Annotated in this window: 15 protein-coding genes, 1 other RNA gene and 2 pseudogenes; 14 read left to right on the top strand and 4 right to left on the bottom strand. The window is 39.8% G+C overall.

Features of this window, described 5'->3' with window-relative positions; all coding sequences use genetic code 11:
- The 4 genes and pseudogenes from WKI42_RS05345 to WKI42_RS05335 form a co-directional block, all read left to right on the top strand.
- On the top strand, positions 1-658 hold a 658-nt coding region (locus tag WKI42_RS05345), incomplete at its 5' end, for a hypothetical protein (RefSeq protein WP_368081375.1).
- Positions 659-823: 165 nt separating this feature from the next.
- Complete coding sequence (locus tag WKI42_RS05340; protein WP_368081374.1) at positions 824-1,558, top strand: hypothetical protein; 735 nt, start codon at positions 824-826, stop codon at positions 1,556-1,558.
- Positions 1,559-1,582: 24 nt separating this feature from the next.
- Positions 1,583-1,630: pseudogene (locus WKI42_RS11080) on the top strand (hypothetical protein); the annotation flags it as partial.
- A 30-nt stretch (positions 1,631-1,660) separates the two neighbouring features.
- Positions 1,661-1,891: a hypothetical protein gene (locus tag WKI42_RS05335; protein WP_437219277.1), complete on the top strand. Its 231-nt coding sequence runs from the start codon at positions 1,661-1,663 to the stop codon at positions 1,889-1,891.
- A 181-nt stretch (positions 1,892-2,072) separates the two neighbouring features.
- On the opposite strand, the gene WKI42_RS05330 is transcribed toward WKI42_RS05335, so the two are convergent.
- Positions 2,073-2,555, bottom strand: a complete 483-nt coding sequence (locus WKI42_RS05330; RefSeq protein WP_000032547.1) for an S-ribosylhomocysteine lyase — start codon at positions 2,553-2,555, stop codon at positions 2,073-2,075.
- 94 nt (positions 2,556-2,649) lie between these two features.
- Positions 2,650-4,134 (bottom strand): DUF1846 domain-containing protein, encoded by a 1,485-nt coding sequence (locus WKI42_RS05325; RefSeq protein WP_368081373.1) that lies wholly within the window; start codon positions 4,132-4,134, stop codon positions 2,650-2,652.
- 152 nt (positions 4,135-4,286) lie between these two features.
- Here WKI42_RS05325 and WKI42_RS05320 point away from each other — a divergent pair, with 152 nt between their 5' ends.
- The 5 genes from WKI42_RS05320 (at position 4,287) to WKI42_RS05300 (ending at position 13,818) form a co-directional block, all read left to right on the top strand.
- On the top strand, positions 4,287-5,897 hold the full coding sequence (locus WKI42_RS05320; protein ID WP_050313409.1) for a glycoside hydrolase family 13 protein: 1,611 nt from the start codon (positions 4,287-4,289) through the stop codon (positions 5,895-5,897).
- Between the two features lie 270 nt (positions 5,898-6,167).
- Complete coding sequence (locus WKI42_RS05315) at positions 6,168-8,135, top strand: peptide ABC transporter substrate-binding protein (RefSeq protein ID WP_016399094.1); 1,968 nt, start codon at positions 6,168-6,170, stop codon at positions 8,133-8,135.
- A gap of 226 nt (positions 8,136-8,361) precedes the next feature.
- Positions 8,362-10,320, top strand: coding sequence for a peptide ABC transporter substrate-binding protein (locus tag WKI42_RS05310; RefSeq protein ID WP_368081372.1), 1,959 nt, complete (start codon positions 8,362-8,364; stop codon positions 10,318-10,320).
- Between the two features lie 183 nt (positions 10,321-10,503).
- The gene (gene glf, locus WKI42_RS05305; RefSeq protein WP_368081371.1) at positions 10,504-11,604 is read left to right on the top strand and encodes a UDP-galactopyranose mutase; all 1,101 of its coding nucleotides are present in this window, start codon (positions 10,504-10,506) and stop codon (positions 11,602-11,604) included.
- A 234-nt stretch (positions 11,605-11,838) separates the two neighbouring features.
- Positions 11,839-13,818, top strand: a complete 1,980-nt coding sequence (locus tag WKI42_RS05300; RefSeq protein ID WP_368081370.1) for a peptide ABC transporter substrate-binding protein — start codon at positions 11,839-11,841, stop codon at positions 13,816-13,818.
- A 162-nt stretch (positions 13,819-13,980) separates the two neighbouring features.
- Here WKI42_RS05300 and pbp1a read toward each other — a convergent pair whose 3' ends face one another.
- Entirely contained in the window at positions 13,981-16,146 is a 2,166-nt protein-coding gene (gene pbp1a, locus WKI42_RS05295; RefSeq protein WP_440581617.1) for a penicillin-binding protein PBP1A, read from the bottom strand.
- Complete coding sequence (gene recU, locus WKI42_RS05290) at positions 16,143-16,739, bottom strand: Holliday junction resolvase RecU (protein ID WP_000248777.1); 597 nt, start codon at positions 16,737-16,739, stop codon at positions 16,143-16,145. Before recU ends, pbp1a begins: the two co-directional genes overlap by 4 nt.
- 66 nt (positions 16,740-16,805) lie before the next feature.
- Between recU and WKI42_RS05285 the strand changes: the two genes are divergently transcribed.
- From WKI42_RS05285 to WKI42_RS05265, 5 genes and pseudogenes are all read left to right on the top strand, one after another.
- Positions 16,806-17,333 (top strand): DUF1273 domain-containing protein, encoded by a 528-nt coding sequence (locus WKI42_RS05285; protein WP_368081369.1) that lies wholly within the window; start codon positions 16,806-16,808, stop codon positions 17,331-17,333.
- 69 nt (positions 17,334-17,402) lie between these two features.
- Positions 17,403-17,744 (top strand): cell division regulator GpsB, encoded by a 342-nt coding sequence (gene gpsB, locus WKI42_RS05280; protein WP_000146532.1) that lies wholly within the window; start codon positions 17,403-17,405, stop codon positions 17,742-17,744.
- Between the two features lie 20 nt (positions 17,745-17,764).
- Positions 17,765-18,145, top strand: an RNA gene (gene rnpB / locus WKI42_RS05275) — RNase P RNA component class B.
- Positions 18,146-18,229: 84 nt separating this feature from the next.
- The gene (locus WKI42_RS05270; protein WP_368081368.1) at positions 18,230-19,387 is read left to right on the top strand and encodes a class I SAM-dependent RNA methyltransferase; all 1,158 of its coding nucleotides are present in this window, start codon (positions 18,230-18,232) and stop codon (positions 19,385-19,387) included.
- A 12-nt stretch (positions 19,388-19,399) separates the two neighbouring features.
- Positions 19,400-19,709 (top strand): annotated as a pseudogene (locus tag WKI42_RS05265) (cell division site-positioning protein MapZ); the annotation flags it as partial.

Here is a 19,709-nt window from a genome sequence, read left to right as displayed (position 1 = left end):
AATGGGGGATTATGTAGAGGTTTATGGTGATATTGTTATAAAGGTTGAAAGTAGCCCAGTTAAAAAGCATAAATCTAGAAAAAGTAAGATAAAACCTCTTTTAATAGCTCTTGTAGTTATTGTTTTGTCGGTTAGTGCATATTTTATAATGAGTAAAATAACTACATCACAGAATACTTCTGATTCTTCTAAGTCCTCTACGTCTTCATCTAAGAGTAGTTCTAGCTCTTCATCTCAAGAAAGTAGCTCTAGTTCTACAAAATCTTCGATATCAGGACTTGTTCCTAAGTCTTTATTAACAATCGACGATGAAGAAAGGATGGATAAGCAGAAATATTCCTCGTCATTTGACTATGATAAATGGATTCATGATGAATTTCCTCACTATATGAAAATACGAGTTAGTGGGGAAGTTGTACAAGTAAAAGATCCAGACGATAAAGGTACTGTAATACAAATTGTTTCAAATGAATTAGGTTCAGGATATGGGGAACCTATTGCTGTTTTTATTCCGAACGGTTACTTATCAAGAGTCATAGTAGAAGGTGATAAATTAGTGTTGTATGGAATAACTTATGGAGTTCTGCAGACTACAACAGATAATTCTGTAATACTACGACCATTTATGATTGCTTATTTGTATGAAAGAGATAAATAGGAGAGTTTATGAATACAATAAGAAAGTCATAGCCGAAGATGACCATATAACATTGTACGGACTAGTAAAAGGAAGACAAAGTTATGAAACGGTCTTTAAAACCACAAAAGCCCTACCTCTCATGGTTCTCTCATGGATACCTATATGTACGAAAACTAATACTACATGAAAAATAAAAGACATAACCAAATTATTCACGTTTCAGATACACATGTTATCATTCGACTCCACACAAATGATACTCTAAATGTTCCTATCAATGAGTTAACTTTTCATCCTAAAGTAAACGATATTGTTGAAGTCTATCAAAATCAGAATCACGTAGTAGTTTGTCCTCTACCACAGAGCAACAAGCTTTGGATTCTTATATCCTCAATTACACTTCTACTTCTTACCATTATAGGAGCGACTTTTTTATTCTTTAGACATCTAAATGAAAATATAGAAACAGTAGTTAACCACTCTTCACAACAAATCCCATCTACTACTTCTAGTTCCTCTACATCATCCAGTTCTTCATCCAGCACATCTACCACAAGCTCTAGCTCAACTGAAGATAGTATAATAGATACGACAGCCGAAGAGCTTCGAGAAATGGAGAATGATGGTAGATTAAAGACTGATCAGCTATACCGCTTCACAGCAGAACTAACACGCCAAAAATTTTGGGAAGCATACGTAGGACATTTTAAAGCTCTAGAAGCATACCATACTATTTGGGTAAAAGCTAATAATGCTCCTATAACTGGTGTACAAGTACAAATTAAGAAATCTATGATTAAGGGATGGCAAGAAGGAGCAACCGTTACTTTCACAATCAAAATCATGGAAGACTCTGAAAAATTTCAATTCTGGGTTGCTACTGATGCCACACTTATCACGACTCCCACAGAAGAATAGCACACAGAAAATGTAACACAAGAAATTGATACACAGGCAATACTAAAAGGCAACTTCTCTAGTATAGCTGCTACTTGGAGGAATGAGTTAGGACATGAAATAGTGTTTAATAAGACTGGTTTAGTAAAAGGAGGACAGATAAATAGGGGAGGAATATCAACTGATGGAGTTATAGGATTTGATGTAAGGAGTGGGCCTACAGGTTACGGAATAGATATTTATCCAATTGGCATTACTATAAAATGGATTGATTCTGATTTAAGCAAAAATAGAATCATAGCTGGACAAAATGCTCCAGATAAATCCGAACAAGTTTTTTATAAAACAGACTAAAACAAAATTAACTTTGATTGAAAATAATGTCATAAAAGAGAATTAGATGAAGTGGTTTAGATTTGTTTAGTTCCTATTTAGAAAATCTTCCCATAATAAAACGCATAATATCAAGGTTTTAACACTTGATACTATGCGTTTTTCTGGTTTTAAAGCCTTTTTTCCAGCATCTTTTTTACGTTTAGATCACATGACGCTCAAAGGCATCGTCTGAAATCCCTTGTTCCAAGATGAGTTTTGCCCATTCTTTAGCAGAAAAGAGGCTGTGATCCTTGTAGTTACCGCAAGATTCGATGGTTGTTCCAGGGACGTCTTCCCAAGTGGTAGTCTCAGCAATTTCCTTGAGCGAATCCTTGATGACGGCCGCGATTTCAGCACTGGTGTGGCGCCCCCACATAATCATGTGGAAGCCTGTACGGCAACCAAATGGTGAACAGTCAATCATGCCGTCGATGCGGGTACGGATGAGTTTGGCTAAGAGGTGCTCGATAGTGTGAAGGCCGGCAGTAGGGATAGAGTCTTCGTTTGGTTGCACCAAGCGAATATCATAATTGGAGATGATGTCTCCCTTTGGCCCTGTTTCTTCCCCAATCAAGCGAACGTAAGGTGCTTTAACAATGGTGTGGTCAAGTTCAAAACTTTCGACAATAACTTCTTTTGACATGGTAAATCCTTTCAGTTTTCTTCTTTCATTATATCATAAAGGTTGCTCCTGAGACAGAGAGAAAACCTCTCCGAGGGTGGAGAGGTTCAAATCGTTACTTACGATACAAGCGGTCGTATTGGTAGTATGGGTCAAAGGTTACGTTGATACCCAATTTACGAAGGACATTCTTGTCTTCATCTGTCAAGATGATGGTTGAGTGGGCTTCGCTTCCTTTGAGGTTGCCAAGTTCTTCCATAGCACGAGCAGCATCAGGATTTTCTGTAGCTGTGATAGCTAGTGCAATCAGGATTTCATTTGAATGAAGGCGTGGATTGCGGCTACCGAGATGGTCTATTTTAAGGCCTTGGATTGGCTTAACAACTTCAGGTTCGATTAGTTTTACTTCTTTAGCGATGTCAGCTGATTTCTTGATGGCGTTGATAAGAGCAGCGGCTGTAGGACCAAAGAGTTCTGAGTTCTTACCTGTGACGATTTCCCCATTTGGCAATTCAAGGGCTAGGGCTGGTCCACCAGTTTCTTCTGCTTTTTGACGGGCAACAACAGCAACCTTACGGTCTGCAGGTGTGATGCCAAGGTCATTCATGAGCAACTGGATTTTCTTAACAGCAGATTCGCCAACTTTTTCAGCTTTAAAATCAAGAACAGTTTGATAGTAACGGCGGATGATTTCTTGTTTAGAAGCTTCGACAGCAGCCTCATCATCAGTAATAGCGAAACCAACCATGTTGACACCCATGTCTGTCGGTGAAGCGTATGGAGATTCACCAAGAATACGCTCTAACATGCGCTTAAGCACAGGGAAAATCTCGATGTCACGGTTGTAGTTGACAGTGGTTTCTCCGTAGGTTTGGAGATGGAAAGGGTCAATCATGTTGACGTCGTCAAGGTCTGCTGTGGCAGCCTCGTAGGCCAAATTGACTGGGTGATGAAGGGGAAGATTCCAAACTGGGAAGGTTTCAAATTTGGCATAGCCAGACTTGATACCATTGATTTGATCGTGGTACATATTGGACATACAAGTTGCCAATTTTCCAGAACCAGGTCCAGGAGCCGTTACGACGATCAAGTTGCGACTGGTTTTGATGTAGTCGTTTTTCCCCATACCTTCTGGAGAAATAATGTGGTCCATATCTGTCGGATATCCTTTGATTGGATAATGAAGATAAGAATCAATTCCGTTTTTCTCAAGTTGATTGCGGAAAGCATCTGCAGCTGGTTGGCCAGCGTACTGTGTGATGACCACTGAGCCGACAAAAATCCCTAATTCATTGAATTTATCAATCAAGCGAAGAACTTCTTGGTCATAAGAAATGCCCAAGTCACCACGTGCTTTAGAGTGCTCGATATTGCTTGCGTTAATGGCAATCACGACCTCAACCTGCTCTTTTAATTCCTGCAAGAGCTTGATTTTGTTGTCAGGTTCATAACCAGGAAGCACGCGAGCAGCGTGGAAATCTTCTAACATTTTGCCACCAAACTCCAAGTAGAGCTTGCCGTCAAATTGGTTAATGCGCTCCAAGATGTGGTCGCGCTGTAGATTCAAATATTGTTCAGAACTAAAAGCTTGTTTTTTCATTTTTTTACCTCTGACCTCTATTATAATAAAAAATTGGAAGTTAGGAAACTATGGAGTCAAAAAAGAAATTAAAAAGATTAGGCAAACGCTTGCACAAAATTCTAAAAAGCGCTATCATAGATTGTAGATTATGAAAATAATGAGGTAAGAAGATGCAAGAAAAATGGTGGCACAATGCCGTGGTTTATCAAGTCTATCCTAAGAGCTTTATGGATAGCAACGGAGATGGAATTGGTGATTTGCCAGGTATTACCAGTAAGTTAGACTATCTAGCTAAGTTAGGAATCACAGCGATTTGGCTTTCTCCTGTTTATGACAGTCCTATGGATGATAATGGCTACGATATTGCTGATTATCAAGCGATTGCGGCTATTTTCGGAACTATGGAGGACATGGACCAACTGATTGCGGAAGCTAAGAAGCGTGATATCCGTATCATCATGGACTTAGTGGTCAATCATACTTCAGATGAACATGCTTGGTTTGTTGAGGCCTGTGAAAATCCCGACAGTCCTGAGCGAGACTACTATATCTGGCGCGATGAGCCCAACGATCTAGATTCTATCTTTAGTGGATCTGCTTGGGAATACGATGAAAAGTCAGGTCAATACTATCTCCACTTTTTCAGTAAGAAACAGCCAGATCTCAACTGGGAAAATGAAAAACTTCGTCAGAAAATTTATGAGATGATGAACTTCTGGATTGATAAAGGTATTGGCGGTTTCCGTATGGATGTTATTGACATGATTGGCAAAATTCCTGATGAGAAGGTAGTCAATAATGGTCCTATGCTCCATCCCTATCTCAAGGAGATGAATCAAGCGACCTTTGGAGATAAGAATCTCTTGACGGTAGGGGAGACCTGGGGGGCAACGCCAGAAATTGCCAAGCTCTACTCTGATCCAAAGGGGCAAGAATTGTCTATGGTCTTCCAGTTTGAACATATCGGTCTTCAGTATCAGGAAGGGCAACCTAAATGGCACTATCAAAAAGAGCTGAATATTGCTAAGTTAAAAGAGATTTTCAACAAATGGCAGACAGAGTTAGGAGTTGAGGACGGTTGGAATTCCCTCTTCTGGAACAACCATGACCTTCCTCGCATCGTCTCAATCTGGGGAAATGACCAAGAATACCGCGAAAAATCTGCCAAAGCCTTTGCAATCTTGCTTCATCTCATGAGAGGGACTCCTTATATCTACCAAGGTGAGGAGATTGGGATGACCAACTATCCCTTTGAAACACTGGACCAAGTAGAAGATATTGAATCTCTTAACTATGCGCGTGAAGCTCTTGAAAAAGGTGTTCCGATGGAAGAAATCATGGACAGTATCCGTGTCATTGGTCGTGACAATGCCCGTACCCCTATGCAATGGGACGAGAGCAAAAACGCCGGTTTCTCGACAGGTCAGCCTTGGTTGCCAGTCAATCCAAACTACGAAGAAATCAATGTTCAAGAAGCACTGGCAAATCCAGATTCTATTTTCTATACTTATAAAAAACTCGTTCAAATCCGCAAGGAGAATAGCTGGCTGATTCGAGCTGACTTTGAATTGCTTGATACGGCTGACAAGGTCTTTGCTTATATCCGTAAAGATGGCGACCGTCGTTTTCTAGTTGTGGCCAACTTGTCCAATGAAGAGCAAGACTTAACAGTAGAAGGAACAGTCAAATCTGTCTTGATTGAAAACACCACGGCTCAAGAAGTCTTTGAAAAACAAATCTTAGCTCCATGGGATGCTTTCTGTGTGGAATTGACTGACTAAAATGAGAGAGATTGGGCAAAAACTCGACTTCAGGAGAAAATGAAGTAAATCTTCCCACAATAAAATGCATAGTACCAAGGTTTTTCAAGACCTGATATTATGCGTTTTTTATTTTCAAGACTTTTTGCCCAGCCTCTTTTTGCTAAAAGTTGTATAAAAAACTCTTTTAAAAACATTTGTTAGAATTTTCTAACAAATTCCATAAGAACTCTTGCATTTATAAAAAAATAGGGTATAATAGTGAAAATACTATTTTGAAGGAGATTATTTATGCAATCGAAAAAGTGGCTCTTAGGAGCAGGAGTGACCTTGAGCACAGCCATTCTTTTAACAGCTTGTGGGAAAAGTGAAAAGAATGCAGATGCTCCCAAAACATTCTCTTATGTTTATGCAGTTGATCCATCATCCTTGGATTATAGCCTTACAAGTAAAAGTTCAACTTCTGACGTAATAGGTAATGTCGTCGACGGTCTTTTAGAGAATGATAAATATGGGAATCTCATTCCTTCTCTAGCAGAGGATTGGTCAGTTTCTAAAGATGGCTTGACTTATACCTACAAACTTCGTAAAGGTGTGAAGTGGTATACTTCAGAAGGAGAGGAGTATGCGGAAGTCAAAGCTCAGGATTTTGTTACAGGTCTGAAACATGCAGCAGATGGAAAGTCTGATGGTCTTTCTTTGGTTGAGAAATCCATCAAAGGATTAGAGGCTTATGTTAGTGGTGAGACAAACGACTTCTCAACTGTAGGTGTGAAGGCTCTTGATGATTATACGGTAGAATATACCCTTAATAACCCGGAAAGTTTTTGGAACTCTAAAGTAACCACAGCAACCATGCTTCCTGTAAATGAAGAATTTCTGAATGCAACAGGCAAGGATTACGGAGCGCCAACTCCATCAAGTATTCTTTACAATGGCCCATATTTTTTGAAATCTTTGATTTCTAAATCTGTGATTGAATATGAAAAAAATCCTAACTATTGGGATAAGGAAAATGTCAAGATTGATAATGTAAAGTTAACATTCTATGACGGATCAGATCAAGAATCCTTAATTCGTAGCTTTACACAAGGTGCCTATACCACTGCACGTCTTTTTCCAGCAAGCTCAAACTTTGAGTCAACTAAGAAAGAGTACGGAGATAAGATTGTCTATAGTCCACAAGAGGCAACAAGCTACTACCTCACTGTGAACGTAAACCGCCAGTCTTACAATAAAACAGCTAAAACAGATGAGTCACAAAAAACATCAACAAAAGAAGCTCTTCTCAATAAGAACTTCCGTCAGGCTCTTAATTTTGCATTTAATCGCCACGCCTATACAGCTCAATTAAACGGTGAAGAGGGTGCGGATAAGATTATTCGTAATAGTCTAGTGCCAGATAACTATGTTCAAGTAGCTGGGAAGACCTTCGGACAGTTGGCTCAGGATGAACTACTGAAATATGGAGAACAGTGGAAAGATGTGACTCTCACAGATGGTAAGGATACAATTTACAATCCAACAAAGGCTAAATCTGCATTTGAAAAAGCGAAGTCAGAATTGCAAGCTAAGGGAGTAAGTTTCCCGATTCATTTGGATGTGCCTGTTGAGCAAACTGATGTAGTTGCGGTTCAACAAACCAATTCGCTAAAACAATCAATTGAAGAAACGCTTGGAACGGAGAATGTCATTATAGATGTTCTTCAAATGACAGATAATGAGAAGGAAAGTATTACTTCTCAAGCTAAAGTTCCAACCCAAAAAGATTATGATTTGAACGGAACAGGTTGGGGACCAGATTACCAAGATCCAGCAACCTATCTCAATATTTTAGATGCTAAGAAGGGTTCTGCCTTGAAACATCTAGGTATAACAAAGGGCAAGGATCCTGAAGTTGTGGCGAAAGTTGGCTTGGATGAATACAAGAAGCTCTTGGATGATGCGGCTTCTGAGACAAGTAATCTTGATAAACGATACGAAAAGTATGCCAAAGCACAGGCTTGGGTTACTGATAGTTCACTTCTTATTCCAGTTGCTTCTTCAGGGGGCTCTCCTATGGTTAGTCGTACTGTTCCATTTACCAAAGCTTATTCACAGGTCGGTATTAAGGGGGATCCATTTATTTTTAAAGGAATGGAACTTCAAAATGATATTGTGACAACTAAAGAGTATGATGCGGCCTTCAAAAAGTGGCAAAAGGAAAAACTGGAATCGAATGCTCAGTATCAAAAGGATTTAGAAAAGCACATAAAATAATGTGAATGAGAATCTTGCTTTCGTTAGGTTATCAGTTAATTCATTGATATTTAAATGATAAATCGCATAAAAACAAGGGAGGACTGTATGAAAGATAGAAATCCTTTGTTTTTTTATGACTAAAGTTTATAAACTTTCATTCTCAAAATTCAATTAACTTTACAAATTCCCACTATTTTGGTAAAATAAACATATGTTATAAAAACTAACATAAAGGAGAAAGAAGATGAATACAAAAAATCGTGTTCTTAGTGCAGGCCTGACTTTTGCGGCTGCTTTGCTTTTAGCTGCTTGCGGACAATCAGGTTCAGATACAAAAACTTACTCATCAACCTTTAGTGGAAATCCAACTACATTTAACTATTTATTAGACTACTACGCTGATAATACAGCCATCATTACCAACCTAGTTGATGGCTTGCTTGAAAATGATAACCATGGAAACCTAGTTCCATCTTTGGCAGAAGACTGGTCTGTTTCAAGCGACGGTCTGACTTATACCTACAAACTGAGAAAAGATGCCAAATGGTTCACGGCTGACGGTGAAGAGTACGCTCCAGTCAAGGCACAAGATTTTGTGACAGGGATCAAGTATGCAGTGGACAATAAATCACAGGCCATTGACTTGATTCAAAACTCGATCAAGGGCTTGAATGATTATATTACAGGAGCAGATTCTGACTTTTCTAAGGTTGGAGTGAAGGCCATCGACGACCAGACTGTTGAGTATACTTTGGCACGCCCAGAACCTTACTGGAATTCAAAAACAACCAATAGTATTCTTTTCCCAGTCAATGAAGAGTTTCTAAATTCAAAAGGGAAAGATTTTGGAACCCTATCTCCAGATAGTATTCTCTACAGCGGACCTTATTTGTTAAAAGATTTCACATCAAAATCATCAATCGAGTATGTGAAAAATCCGCATTACTATGATCATGACAAAGTATCAATTGAACATGTGAAATTGGCTTACTTTGATGGCTCAGACCAAGAATTGACCATCCGTAACTTTGAAAGTGGAGCCTATTCAATCGCTGGGGTTTATCCAAATAGTTCTAACTTCGCCAAGACCAAGGAAAAATATAAGGATAATATCGTTTATAGCTTGCAGGACAAGACTTCTTGGTACTTCAATTTCAACGTCAACCGTAAGGCTTACAACCATACGTCTAAAACGACAGATGAGCAGAAAAAATCAACTGAGACTGCTGTCTTGAATAAGAACTTCCGCCAAGCGGTGAACTTTGCCTTGGACCGCACAGCCTATTCTGCCCAGTCAAATGGGGAAGAAGCAGCTAGCAAGACCCTTCGTAACACCCTAGTACCTCCTACATTTGTCCAAGTTGGAGACAAGACCTTTGGAGAAGTAGTCGCTTCTAAATTGGTCAACTATGGCACAGAATGGTCAGGTATTAACCTGGCAGATGCTCAGGATGCCTATTTTAACAAAGAAAAAGCCCAAGCAAAATTTGTGGAAGCTAAAAAAGAATTGGCAAGTCAAGGTGTGACCTTCCCAATACACTTGGATGTTGCAGTTGATCAGACAAGTAAGAATGCCGTGACAGGTATGAACTCTGTTAAGCAGACCCTTGAGTCAGTTTTAGGTGCTGATAACATTGTCATTGATGTTCAGCAACTTTCAACAGATGATTTTAATAACGTAGCCTTCTTAGCGCCAACAGCAGCTGATCGTGACTATGATTTGAACTTTGATGGTTGGGTAGGTGACTACCAAGATCCATCAACTTATCTCAATCCTTTCAATGCAGAGGATGGATTCTACCTCAAGATTTTTGGACTAGATGCCAAGGAAGACAAGGAAAAAATCACTAGCCTAGGTCTGGATACCTACACTAAGATGCTCAAAGATGCAGATAGTGAAAATAAAAATGTAGCCAAACGCTATGAAAAATATGCTGAAGCACAGGCTTGGATGATTGACAATTCTCTGATTATGTCAGCCATGTCAAGTGGTGGTACAGCATCTGTAACCAAAGTAACGCCATTTACAAGAGGGTATTCATTGGTTGGTATCAAGGGTGATGGCAATAACTACAAGTACATGAAACTGCAAAAAGACACTGTGACGACCAAACAGTTTGAAGAAGCTAAGACCAAATGGGAGCAAGAAAGCAAAAAAGCAATCGAAAAAGCTCAAAAAGAAGCAGAAAAACATGTTAAATAGTTAGAAATAGCCTTTTCAAGCAAAATCATAAAGACAAACATCAGTTTTGGTGCTTGTCTTTTTAAATCACTCGGCTATTGAAAACTGAGAAATGATTTGTTTTGTGCTAAAATAGATTGAAACTAAGATCCTCTCTTTTGCTATAGTTAAGGAGATGTAAAGATAAATGATAAGGAAGAGACTATGTACGACTATCTAATCGTTGGTGCTGGTTTGTCGGGGGCAATTTTTGCTTATGAAGCAACCAAGCGTGGAAAAAAAGTAAAAGTTATTGATAAACGTGACCACATTGGTGGAAATATCTACTGTGAGAATGTAGAAGGGGTTAATGTTCATAAATATGGTGCCCATATCTTTCATACTTCTAATAAAAAAGTTTGGGATTATGTGAATCAATTTGCTGAATTTAACAACTACATCAACTCGCCTGTAGCTAATTACAAGGGTAGCCTTTATAATCTACCTTTCAATATGAATACTTTCTATGCTATGTGGGGTACAAAAACTCCTCAAGAGGTCAAAGATAAGATTGCTGAGCAAACGGCACATATGAAGGCTGTTGAACCTAAAAACTTGGAAGAACAGGCTATCAAGTTAATCGGTCCAGATATTTATGAAAAGTTGATTAAAGGATATACTGAAAAGCAATGGGGACGTTCTGCGACTGACCTTCCACCCTTTATCATCAAACGTCTACCAGTTCGTTTAACCTTTGATAATAACTACTTCAATGACCGTTACCAGGGTATTCCAATTGGTGGTTACAACGTTATCATCGAAAATATGCTCAAGGATGTTGAAGTAGAACTTGGCCTTGACTTTTTTGCCAATCGTGAGGAATTAGAAGTTTCTGCTGAAAAGGTTGTCTTTACAGGAATGATTGACCAATACTTTGATTATAAATATGGTGAGTTAGAATACCGTAGTCTTCGTTTTGAGCATGAAGTTCTTGATGAAGAGAACTATCAAGGAAATGCAGTTGTAAACTATACAGAGCGAGAAATTCCTTATACTCGTATTATTGAGCATAAACACTTTGAGTATGGTACACAAGCTAAAACGGTCATTACTCGTGAATACCCAGCTGATTGGAAACGTGGAGATGAGCCTTATTATCCAATCAATGATGAGAGAAACAATGCTATATTTGCCAAATATCAAGAAGAAGCAGCACAGAATGATAAGGTCATTTTCTGTGGACGTTTGGCTGATTATAAATACTACGACATGCATGTGGTCATTGAACGGACCTTGAATGTAGTCGAGGAAGAGTTGGGACAATGATGCAAGGATTCCGTCATTTTAGAATCTTTGCTACTTAAGATTTTTAGAAGTAAGGTCAACAAGATTCTTTTCTGCTTATCAGAAGAGAACCTCTGTTGGCTTTTTTGGCATAAATGAACAATTTTATTTTTCAGAATATATCAAATATAACAAATAACTCTTAAAATTCAGAAAATTCTATTGACAGGACTTGAAAAAGGGTCTATAATGAATAAAAAAACAAAGGAGAATACTATGAAAACAAGAAAAGTATTGGCTCTTGCGGGAGTAACCTTATTAGCAGCTGGTGTTTTAGCTGCTTGTTCTGGGGGTTCAGGTGCTCAAGGTGAAAAAACCTTTGCCTTTACCTATGAGACAGATCCAGATAATCTCAACTATTTGACAACCAGTAAGGCAGCTACTTCAAGCATTACTAGTAATGTGATTGATGGATTGCTTGAAAATGACCGCTATGGGAATTTGATTCCCTCTATGGCAGAGGACTGGTCGGTTTCTAAGGATGGCTTGACCTATACCTATAAAATTCGTAAAGACGCCAAGTGGTATACTGCAGAAGGTGAAGAGTATGCGCCTGTTAAGGCTCAGGACTTTGTGACAGGTCTTAAATATGCAACAGATAAGAAATCACAAGCCCTTTACTTGGTACAGGATTCAATCAAAGGTCTGGATGCCTATGCAAAAGGTGAAATCACAGACTTTGCTCAAGTCGGGATTAAAGCCCTTGACGATCAAACAGTCCAATACACCTTGAACAAACCTGAAAGTTTTTGGAATTCTAAAACAACTATGGGTGTGCTTGCGCCAGTCAATGAAGAGTTTTTGAACTCAAAAGGGGATGATTTTGCCAAAGCTACGGATCCAAGCAGTCTCTTGTATAATGGTCCTTATTTGTTAAAATCTCTTGTGGCCAAATCTTCCGTTGAATTTGCGAAAAATCCTAACTACTGGGATAAGGACAATGTTCATGTTGATAAGATAAAATTGTCATTCTGGGATGGTCAAGATACCAGCAAACCTGCAGAAAACTTTAAAGATGGTAGCTTTACAGCAGCTCGTCTCTATCCAACAAGTGCAAGTTTCGCAGAGCTTGAGAAGAGTATGAAAGACAACATTGTCTATACGCAACAAGACTCGACTACGTATCTAGTGGGAACAAATATTGATCGTCAGTCTTATAAATATACCTCTAAGACAAGCGACGAACAAAAGACTTCTACTAAAAAGGCTCTCTTAAACAAGGATTTCCGCCAAGCTATTGCTTTTGGTTTTGACCGTACGGCCTATGCTTCACAAGTGAACGGTGCCAGCGGTGCAAGCAAAATCTTGCGTAATCTCTTTGTGCCACCAACATTTGTTCAAGCAGATGGGAAAAACTTTGGCGATATAGTCAAAGAGAAATTAGTGACTTATGGGGATGAATGGAAGGATGTCAATCTTGCAGATTCACAAGATGGTCTCTACAATCCAGAAAAAGCCAAGGCTGAATTTGCTAAAGCTAAATCAGCTTTACAAGCAGAAGGTGTGACTTTCCCAATTCATTTGGATATGCCAGTTGACCAGACAGCAACGACAAAAGTTCAACGTGTCCAATCTTTCAAACAATCGGTTGAAGAAACCTTGGGTACAGATAATGTCGTAATTGATATTCAACAACTACAAAAAGATGAAGTCTTGAATATTACCTACTTTGCTGAAACAGCAGCTGGGGAAGATTGGGATATTTCAGATAATGTTGGTTGGGGTCCAGACTTTGCGGATCCATCTACTTACCTCGATATTATCAAACCATCAGTTGGCGAAAACACTAAAACCTACCTTGGCTTTGATTCTGGTACAGATAATGCTGCAGCTAAAACTGTTGGTCTAAACGACTATGAGAAATTAGTAACTGAAGCTGGAAATGAGACAACAGACGTAGCAAAACGTTATGATAAATACGCAGTTGCACAAGCTTGGTTGACAGATAGTGCCTTGATTATCCCAACAACAACACTTACTGGTCGCCCAATCTTGTCTAAGATGGTACCATTTACGATGCCGTTTGCCTTCTCTGGTAACAAGGGGACAAGCGATCCGCTCCTATACAAATACTTGGAACTTCAAGACAAGGCAGTCACTGTAGATGAATACCAAAAAGCTCAAGAAAAATGGATGAAAGAAAAAGCAGAATCCAATAAAAAAGCGCAAGAAGAACTTGCCAAACATGTCAAATAAAACAAAAAGAGACTGAGCAAAAAGTCCTTAAAAGTAAAACGCATATTGTCAGGTGATAAAGCCTTGATAGTATGCGTTTTAGTGTGGGAAAATGTACTTGATCTCTGTATTTCATTTTGAAAATGACAAAATCCTGAGTTTAGAGTTCTCAGGATTTTTCGTTTACTGTTGTGGTTGTTGTTGAACTTGAGGGGTCTGAGGAGTTTGTGGAGCCGGGTTTTGATTGGCTCCGGGTGCATTTGGTGCTTGGTTTTGACCATTAGTACTAGCATCAGGACTTGTTGCTGGTGCTTGGCTAGTAGAGCTTTCTGCACTTGTTGATGAGTTTTCGGTTGAAGATGATTGGGATGTCGTTTCAGTCCAAGTCGGTCTTGCTCCATTTTGGAAAACAAACTGCCCATTTCGATAAATGCCATCTGGCATATTCCAGTCCTCTGGATTGCTTCCTTCAGACAGGTAGGTCATCATAGAGCGGTAAACTTTGGCAGCGACCGTAAGGCCATCGCCTACAAGTGGTGTCAGACGGTTAGAATAGCCTGTCCAAACAGCCATTGCATATTTGCGGGTATACCCTACAAACATTTCATCTGGAGCTACGTAACCAGTGTTCTTGATATACTTTTCAATTTCTTCGTCAGTATAGTTAGAAGTACCTGTTTTACCTGCTTGTGGAAGCCAAGGTAGGTAGGCTCCACGTCCGATTCCGTATACTAAGACAGTTTTCATCATTTCGGTCATCATATAGGCAGTAGTTTCTTTCATAGCCCGAGTACCGGCATCAGAAAATTCTTTTTCACTCCCATCACTAAAGACGACTTTATGGATATACATTGGTTTATAGTAAGTTCCACCATTTGCAAAGGCAGCGTAAGCAGCAGCCATCTTTTCACTACTTGCTCCATATTTTTTGTCTGACTCGGTTGTGTTACTTGAAATGGCATTTGAGTAGTGAATACTTGGGTAGTCGATTCCGAGACCATTTAGGAAAGTCTTGGCGCGGTTGAGTCCGACCTTGTTTAGAGTTTCCACGGCTGGGACGTTTCGCGATTGTTGCAGGGCGTATTGCAAGGTGATGTTGCCAAAGTAGCCCCTATCCCAGTTATAAACAGGGGTATCTGTCCCAGGATAGTTATAGGGCTCATCGTGAACGATAGTAGCAGTTGAATCGTAGACACCGTACTCCAAGGCAGGAGCATAGTCTGTGATTGGTTTCATAGTTGATCCCCAGTCGCGGTTTGTTTCCACTGCTTGGTTAATTCCGAAGGAAACATTACTTGACTGATGGCGTGCTCCTAGCTGGGCAATGACTTTACCGTTAGAAACATCAACAATGGTAGAAGCAACTTGCAATTCATCATCTGGATAGGCAACGTATTCGTCTGTATTGTAAATATCCCACAGATGTTTTTGAGCTTCTTGGTCTACATTTGTGTAGACATCCATCCCAGTTGTGAGCAGGTTATAGCCTGTTTCTTCTTCAACTTGATTGATGACTTCCTTGAGGTAATTATCCATGTAAGCAGGGTAATTACTTGCTGATTTGAGACTTTGTAGTCCATCAGTAATTGGTGTGTTGACTGCTTTCTCATACTGTTCAGCAGAGATGTAGCCTTGATTTTTCATTTCAGATAAGACCAAGTTTCGGCGGTCTTGGGCTGCTTCTGGATGTGAATAGGGGTCATATTGGTTTGGTGCCTGAGGCATTCCAGCCAGCAAGGCTAACTGAGGTAAACTTAAATTATTGAGGTCTTTACCATAGTAGTTTTGAGCTGCTGTCTGCATTCCATAGTTGCCATTAGACATGTAGACCTTATTTATATAGTAGGTCAAGATTTCTTGCTTGGTTGCTTTTTGTTCTAACTGAATCGCTAACCAAGCTTCCTGAGCCTTACGAGAAATAGTCTGGTCGGAAGTCGAGGTTGAAAAGTAAGTCAACTTAATCAACTGTTGGGTGAGAGTTGATCCACCTTGGAGGGAATTGCTTTGCAGATTGCGCAAGAAAGCTCCCAGGATACGGATGGTATCAATCCCCCTGTGGTCGAAGAAGCGATGGTCTTCGATAGAAACGATTGCCTTAACCAAATCTGTGGGAATATCATTAGCTTGGGCATTGACGCGGCGTTCAGAACCCAAGTCAGCAATGAGTTGATTTTTATTGTCGTAGATTTTACTAGAGGTTGTTGCAACTAGTTTACTCTCGGATAGGCTAGGAGCCTTGCTAACGTAGTAGAAAAAAACTCCTCCGCCTAAGACAATGGCTGCGATAACCAAGCTTAAGAAGCTAATGCTCAGATACTTGATTAGGCGCAGAATCGTTGGTTTGTTCATCTTGTTTTACCACCTAATAAATGTTCTTTGATAACATTGAGATAAGGAATTTGAGGGAAGGCACCAGCCTTGATTTCATATCCATATTCTCGAATATATCCAAGTGGCATTGATTTTTGTCCCTTATCTTGATGATAGAAGCGAATCAAATCGAATGCCGGCAATAAGTAGGTTTCTTGCTGAGAAGAAAAGTGAAGAAGGACAAAGCAGATTCCTTGTTGGGCAAGGACTTGTTCCATATGCTGAATCTGATGTGGATGAAAATTTTTCATCGGAATCGCACGTTTTTGTTTTGTTTCCTTGGCTTCAAAGTCGATGTAATATCCATTATAAACGCCAGAATAGTCCGTCGTTGAAGCTTGTCGAAAATAGGCTTCAACAATCTTGGCACGACTTCGTTGTGGATAGTCCACTCGTACGATTTGAATAGGGGTTGGTTTCTTATGTATAACAGCCAAGCCCTGAGACAAATAGTAGTCGTTGGTAGCATTGATCATCTTTTCAAAAGACATTCCTCGATTTGCGAAATTTTTGGGTTGAGAAAGAGATGTTTGTCTTTTTTGTGATGAAAGTTTATGTGGATAGTTGACCATAATTCTCCTTATTGGTACAATAACATCACTCTATTATACCATAAATTTGCACAGAAAGGGTTAAAAATGGCTACAGCTTTGGTTTTAGGCTATTCTGCTTTTGATTTGGGTTTATTTTCTGATAAGGATCCTCGTCTTAAATTGATAAAAAAAGCAATACGTAAAGATTTAGAGGCTATGGCAGCAGATGGGGTGTCTTGGCTTGTGTTTACAGGAAGTTTGGGTTTTGAATATTGGGTTTTAGAGGTTGCTCAGGAGATGAAAACAGAGTACGGTTTCCAGTTGGCGACCATTTTTGCTTTTGAAACCCATGGGGAAAATTGGAATGAAGGCAATCAGATGAAACTGAGTCGCTTTAAGCAGGTAGACTTTGTCAAATATGCCTATCCTTGCTATGAACACAAGGGGCAGTTAAGAGATTACCAGCAGTTTTTGCTGGAAAACACGACTAGTTCCTATCTTTTTTATGATGAAGAAAATGAAACGAAACTAGCTTATTTTTACCGAAAGATGAAAAATCAAGAGGACTATTTTATAAAGAGATTAACATTTGATCAATTAAATGAACTTGCTGAAAATTTTTCCGAAAATTGAAGCTTTGACCTTGATTTTTGTTTGCCTTTTTTTATATAATAATACTAGCAAGCGAGAATGGAGAGAGACATGGCAAGTATTATTTTTTCAGCGAAAGATATTTTTGAACAAGAGTTTGGGCGTGAAGTCCGTGGCTATAGTAAGGTAGAAGTTGACGAGTTTTTAGACGATGTCATCAAGGACTATGAAACCTATGCTGCCTTGGTCAAGTCACTTCGTCAGGAGATTGCGGATTTGAAGGAAGAATTAACTCGTAAACCGCAAGTGAGTTCGGCTCCAAGTCCTAGTCACCCAGATCCAATTGATGTGGCAGCTTCATCTTCTATGACGAATTTTGATATTTTAAAACGCTTGAATCGTCTTGAAAAAGAAGTTTTTGGTAAACAAATTTTAGACAATACTGATTTGTAATTCAGGTCTTGTTACATGCAATTTTTGGATAATCGCGTGAGGAGAATTGCTTCTCATGAGGAAAGTCCATGCTAGCACAGGCTGTGATGCCTGTAGTGTTTGTGCTAGGCGAAACCATAAGCCTAGGGACGAGAAATCGTTACGGCAGTTGAAATGGCTAAGTCCTTGGATAGGTCAGAGTAGGCTTGAAAGTGCCACAGTGACGGAGTCTTTCTGGAAACGGAGAGAGTGGAACGCGGTAAACCCCTCAAGCTAGCAACCCAAATTTTGGTCGGGGCATGGAGTACGCGGAAACGAACGTAGTATTCTGACTGCTATCAGCTAGAGCTGTTAGTGGTAGACAGATGATTATCGAAGGAAGTGGTCCTAGTCACTTCTGGAACAAAACATGGCTTATAGAAAATTGCATATAGGTTGGGGCTGAGAAATTTTCTCAACCTCATTTTTTAAAGTGGACATATAGAAAGGTCTTGCAAGACTGTAACATGAAAAAAGAATTTAATTTAATTGCAACTGTGGCAGCAGGTCTTGAAGCTGTTGTGGGACGAGAAGTACGAGAGTTGGGCTACGATTGTCAGGTTGAAAATGGACGTGTTCGTTTTCAAGGAGACGTGAGAGCTATTATTGAAACCAACGTCTGGCTTCGGGCAGCAGATCGTATCAAGATCATTGTAGGAACTTTCCCAGCTAAGACTTTTGAAGAGTTGTTTCAGGGAGTTTTTGCTTTAGATTGGGAAAATTATTTACCACTTGGAGCTCGGTTCCCGATTTCAAAAGCCAAATGTGTTAAGTCCAAACTTCACAATGAGCCCAGTGTACAGGCTATTTCTAAGAAAGCTGTTGTCAAGAAATTGCAGAAACACTACGCCCGCCCAGAAGGTGTTCCTCTGATGGAGAATGGCCCAGAGTTTAAGATTGAGGTCTCTATTCTCAAAGATGTGGCAACTGTCATGATTGATACGACCGGGTATAGCCTCTTTAAACGTGGTTATCGTACGGAAAAGGGTGGCGCTCCTATCAAGGAAAACATGGCGGCAGCTATTTTACAACTTTCTAACTGGTATCCAGACAAGCCTTTGATTGATCCGACCTGTGGTTCGGGGACTTTCTGTATCGAGGCAGTCATGATTGCTCGAAAGATGGCACCAGGACTTCGTCGCTCTTTTGCCTTTGAGGAATGGAACTGGGTCAGCGATCGCTTGATTCAGGAAGTGCGTACAGAAGCGGCTAAAAAAGTGGATCGTGAGCTGGAACTGGATATCATGGGCTGTGATATTGATGCTCGCATGGTGGAAATTGCTAAAGCCAATGCTCAGGCAGCTGGTGTTGCAGGAGATATTACCTTTAAGCAGATGCGCGTGCAGGATTTGCGTTCCGATAAAATCAATGGCGTGATTATTTCCAATCCGCCTTATGGTGAACGCTTGTCAGATGATGCAGGGGTGACCAAGCTCTATGCTGAGATGGGGCAAGTATTTGCACCACTGAAAACTTGGAGCAAATTTATCCTGACTAGTGATGAAGCTTTTGAAAGCAAGTATGGTAGCCAAGCAGATAAGAAGCGTAAGTTATACAACGGAACCTTGAAAGTGGATCTGTATCAATATTTTGGTCAGCGTGTCAAACGGCAAGAGGTAAAATAGAAAGGGATACTCATGAGTAAAAAAAGACGAAATCGTCATAAAAAAGAAGGTCACGAACCGCAATTTGATTTTGATGAAGCAAAAGAACTAACAGTTGGTCAAGCTATTCGTAAAAATGAAGAAGTGGAAGCAGGAGTCTTGCCTGAAGATTCCATTTTGGACAAGTATGTCAAGCAACACAAAGATGAAATTGAGGCGGATAAGTTTGCGACTCGTCAATACAAAAAAGAGGAGTTAGTCGAAACTCAGAGTCTGGATGATTTAATTCAAGAGATGCGTGAGGCTGTAGAAGAGTCAGAAGCTTCTTCGGAGGAAGTTCCAT

Origin of the sequence: Streptococcus pseudopneumoniae, assembly GCF_038148935.1 — a bacterium.
GTDB lineage: Bacteria > Bacillota > Bacilli > Lactobacillales > Streptococcaceae > Streptococcus > Streptococcus pseudopneumoniae_U.
Note: the sequence above shows the minus strand (reverse complement) of the source record. Positions and strands in the feature narration are given on the sequence as shown.

Excerpts from the sequence above, each read along its gene's own strand:
- WKI42_RS05340 (WP_368081374.1), top strand. The coding sequence starts at position 824 with ATGAAAAATAAAAGACATAACCAAATTATTCACGTTTCAGATACACAT.
- WKI42_RS05330 (WP_000032547.1), bottom strand. The coding sequence starts at position 2,555 with ATGTCAAAAGAAGTTATTGTCGAAAGTTTTGAACTTGACCACACCATT.
- WKI42_RS05325 (WP_368081373.1), bottom strand. The coding sequence starts at position 4,134 with ATGAAAAAACAAGCTTTTAGTTCTGAACAATATTTGAATCTACAGCGC.
- WKI42_RS05320 (WP_050313409.1), top strand. The coding sequence starts at position 4,287 with ATGCAAGAAAAATGGTGGCACAATGCCGTGGTTTATCAAGTCTATCCT.
- WKI42_RS05315 (WP_016399094.1), top strand. The coding sequence starts at position 6,168 with ATGCAATCGAAAAAGTGGCTCTTAGGAGCAGGAGTGACCTTGAGCACA.
- WKI42_RS05310 (WP_368081372.1), top strand. The coding sequence starts at position 8,362 with ATGAATACAAAAAATCGTGTTCTTAGTGCAGGCCTGACTTTTGCGGCT.
- glf (WP_368081371.1), top strand. The coding sequence starts at position 10,504 with ATGTACGACTATCTAATCGTTGGTGCTGGTTTGTCGGGGGCAATTTTT.
- WKI42_RS05300 (WP_368081370.1), top strand. The coding sequence starts at position 11,839 with ATGAAAACAAGAAAAGTATTGGCTCTTGCGGGAGTAACCTTATTAGCA.
- pbp1a (WP_440581617.1), bottom strand. The coding sequence starts at position 16,146 with ATGAACAAACCAACGATTCTGCGCCTAATCAAGTATCTGAGCATTAGC.
- recU (WP_000248777.1), bottom strand. The coding sequence starts at position 16,739 with ATGGTCAACTATCCACATAAACTTTCATCACAAAAAAGACAAACATCT.
- WKI42_RS05285 (WP_368081369.1), top strand. The coding sequence starts at position 16,806 with ATGGCTACAGCTTTGGTTTTAGGCTATTCTGCTTTTGATTTGGGTTTA.
- gpsB (WP_000146532.1), top strand. The coding sequence starts at position 17,403 with ATGGCAAGTATTATTTTTTCAGCGAAAGATATTTTTGAACAAGAGTTT.
- WKI42_RS05270 (WP_368081368.1), top strand. The coding sequence starts at position 18,230 with ATGAAAAAAGAATTTAATTTAATTGCAACTGTGGCAGCAGGTCTTGAA.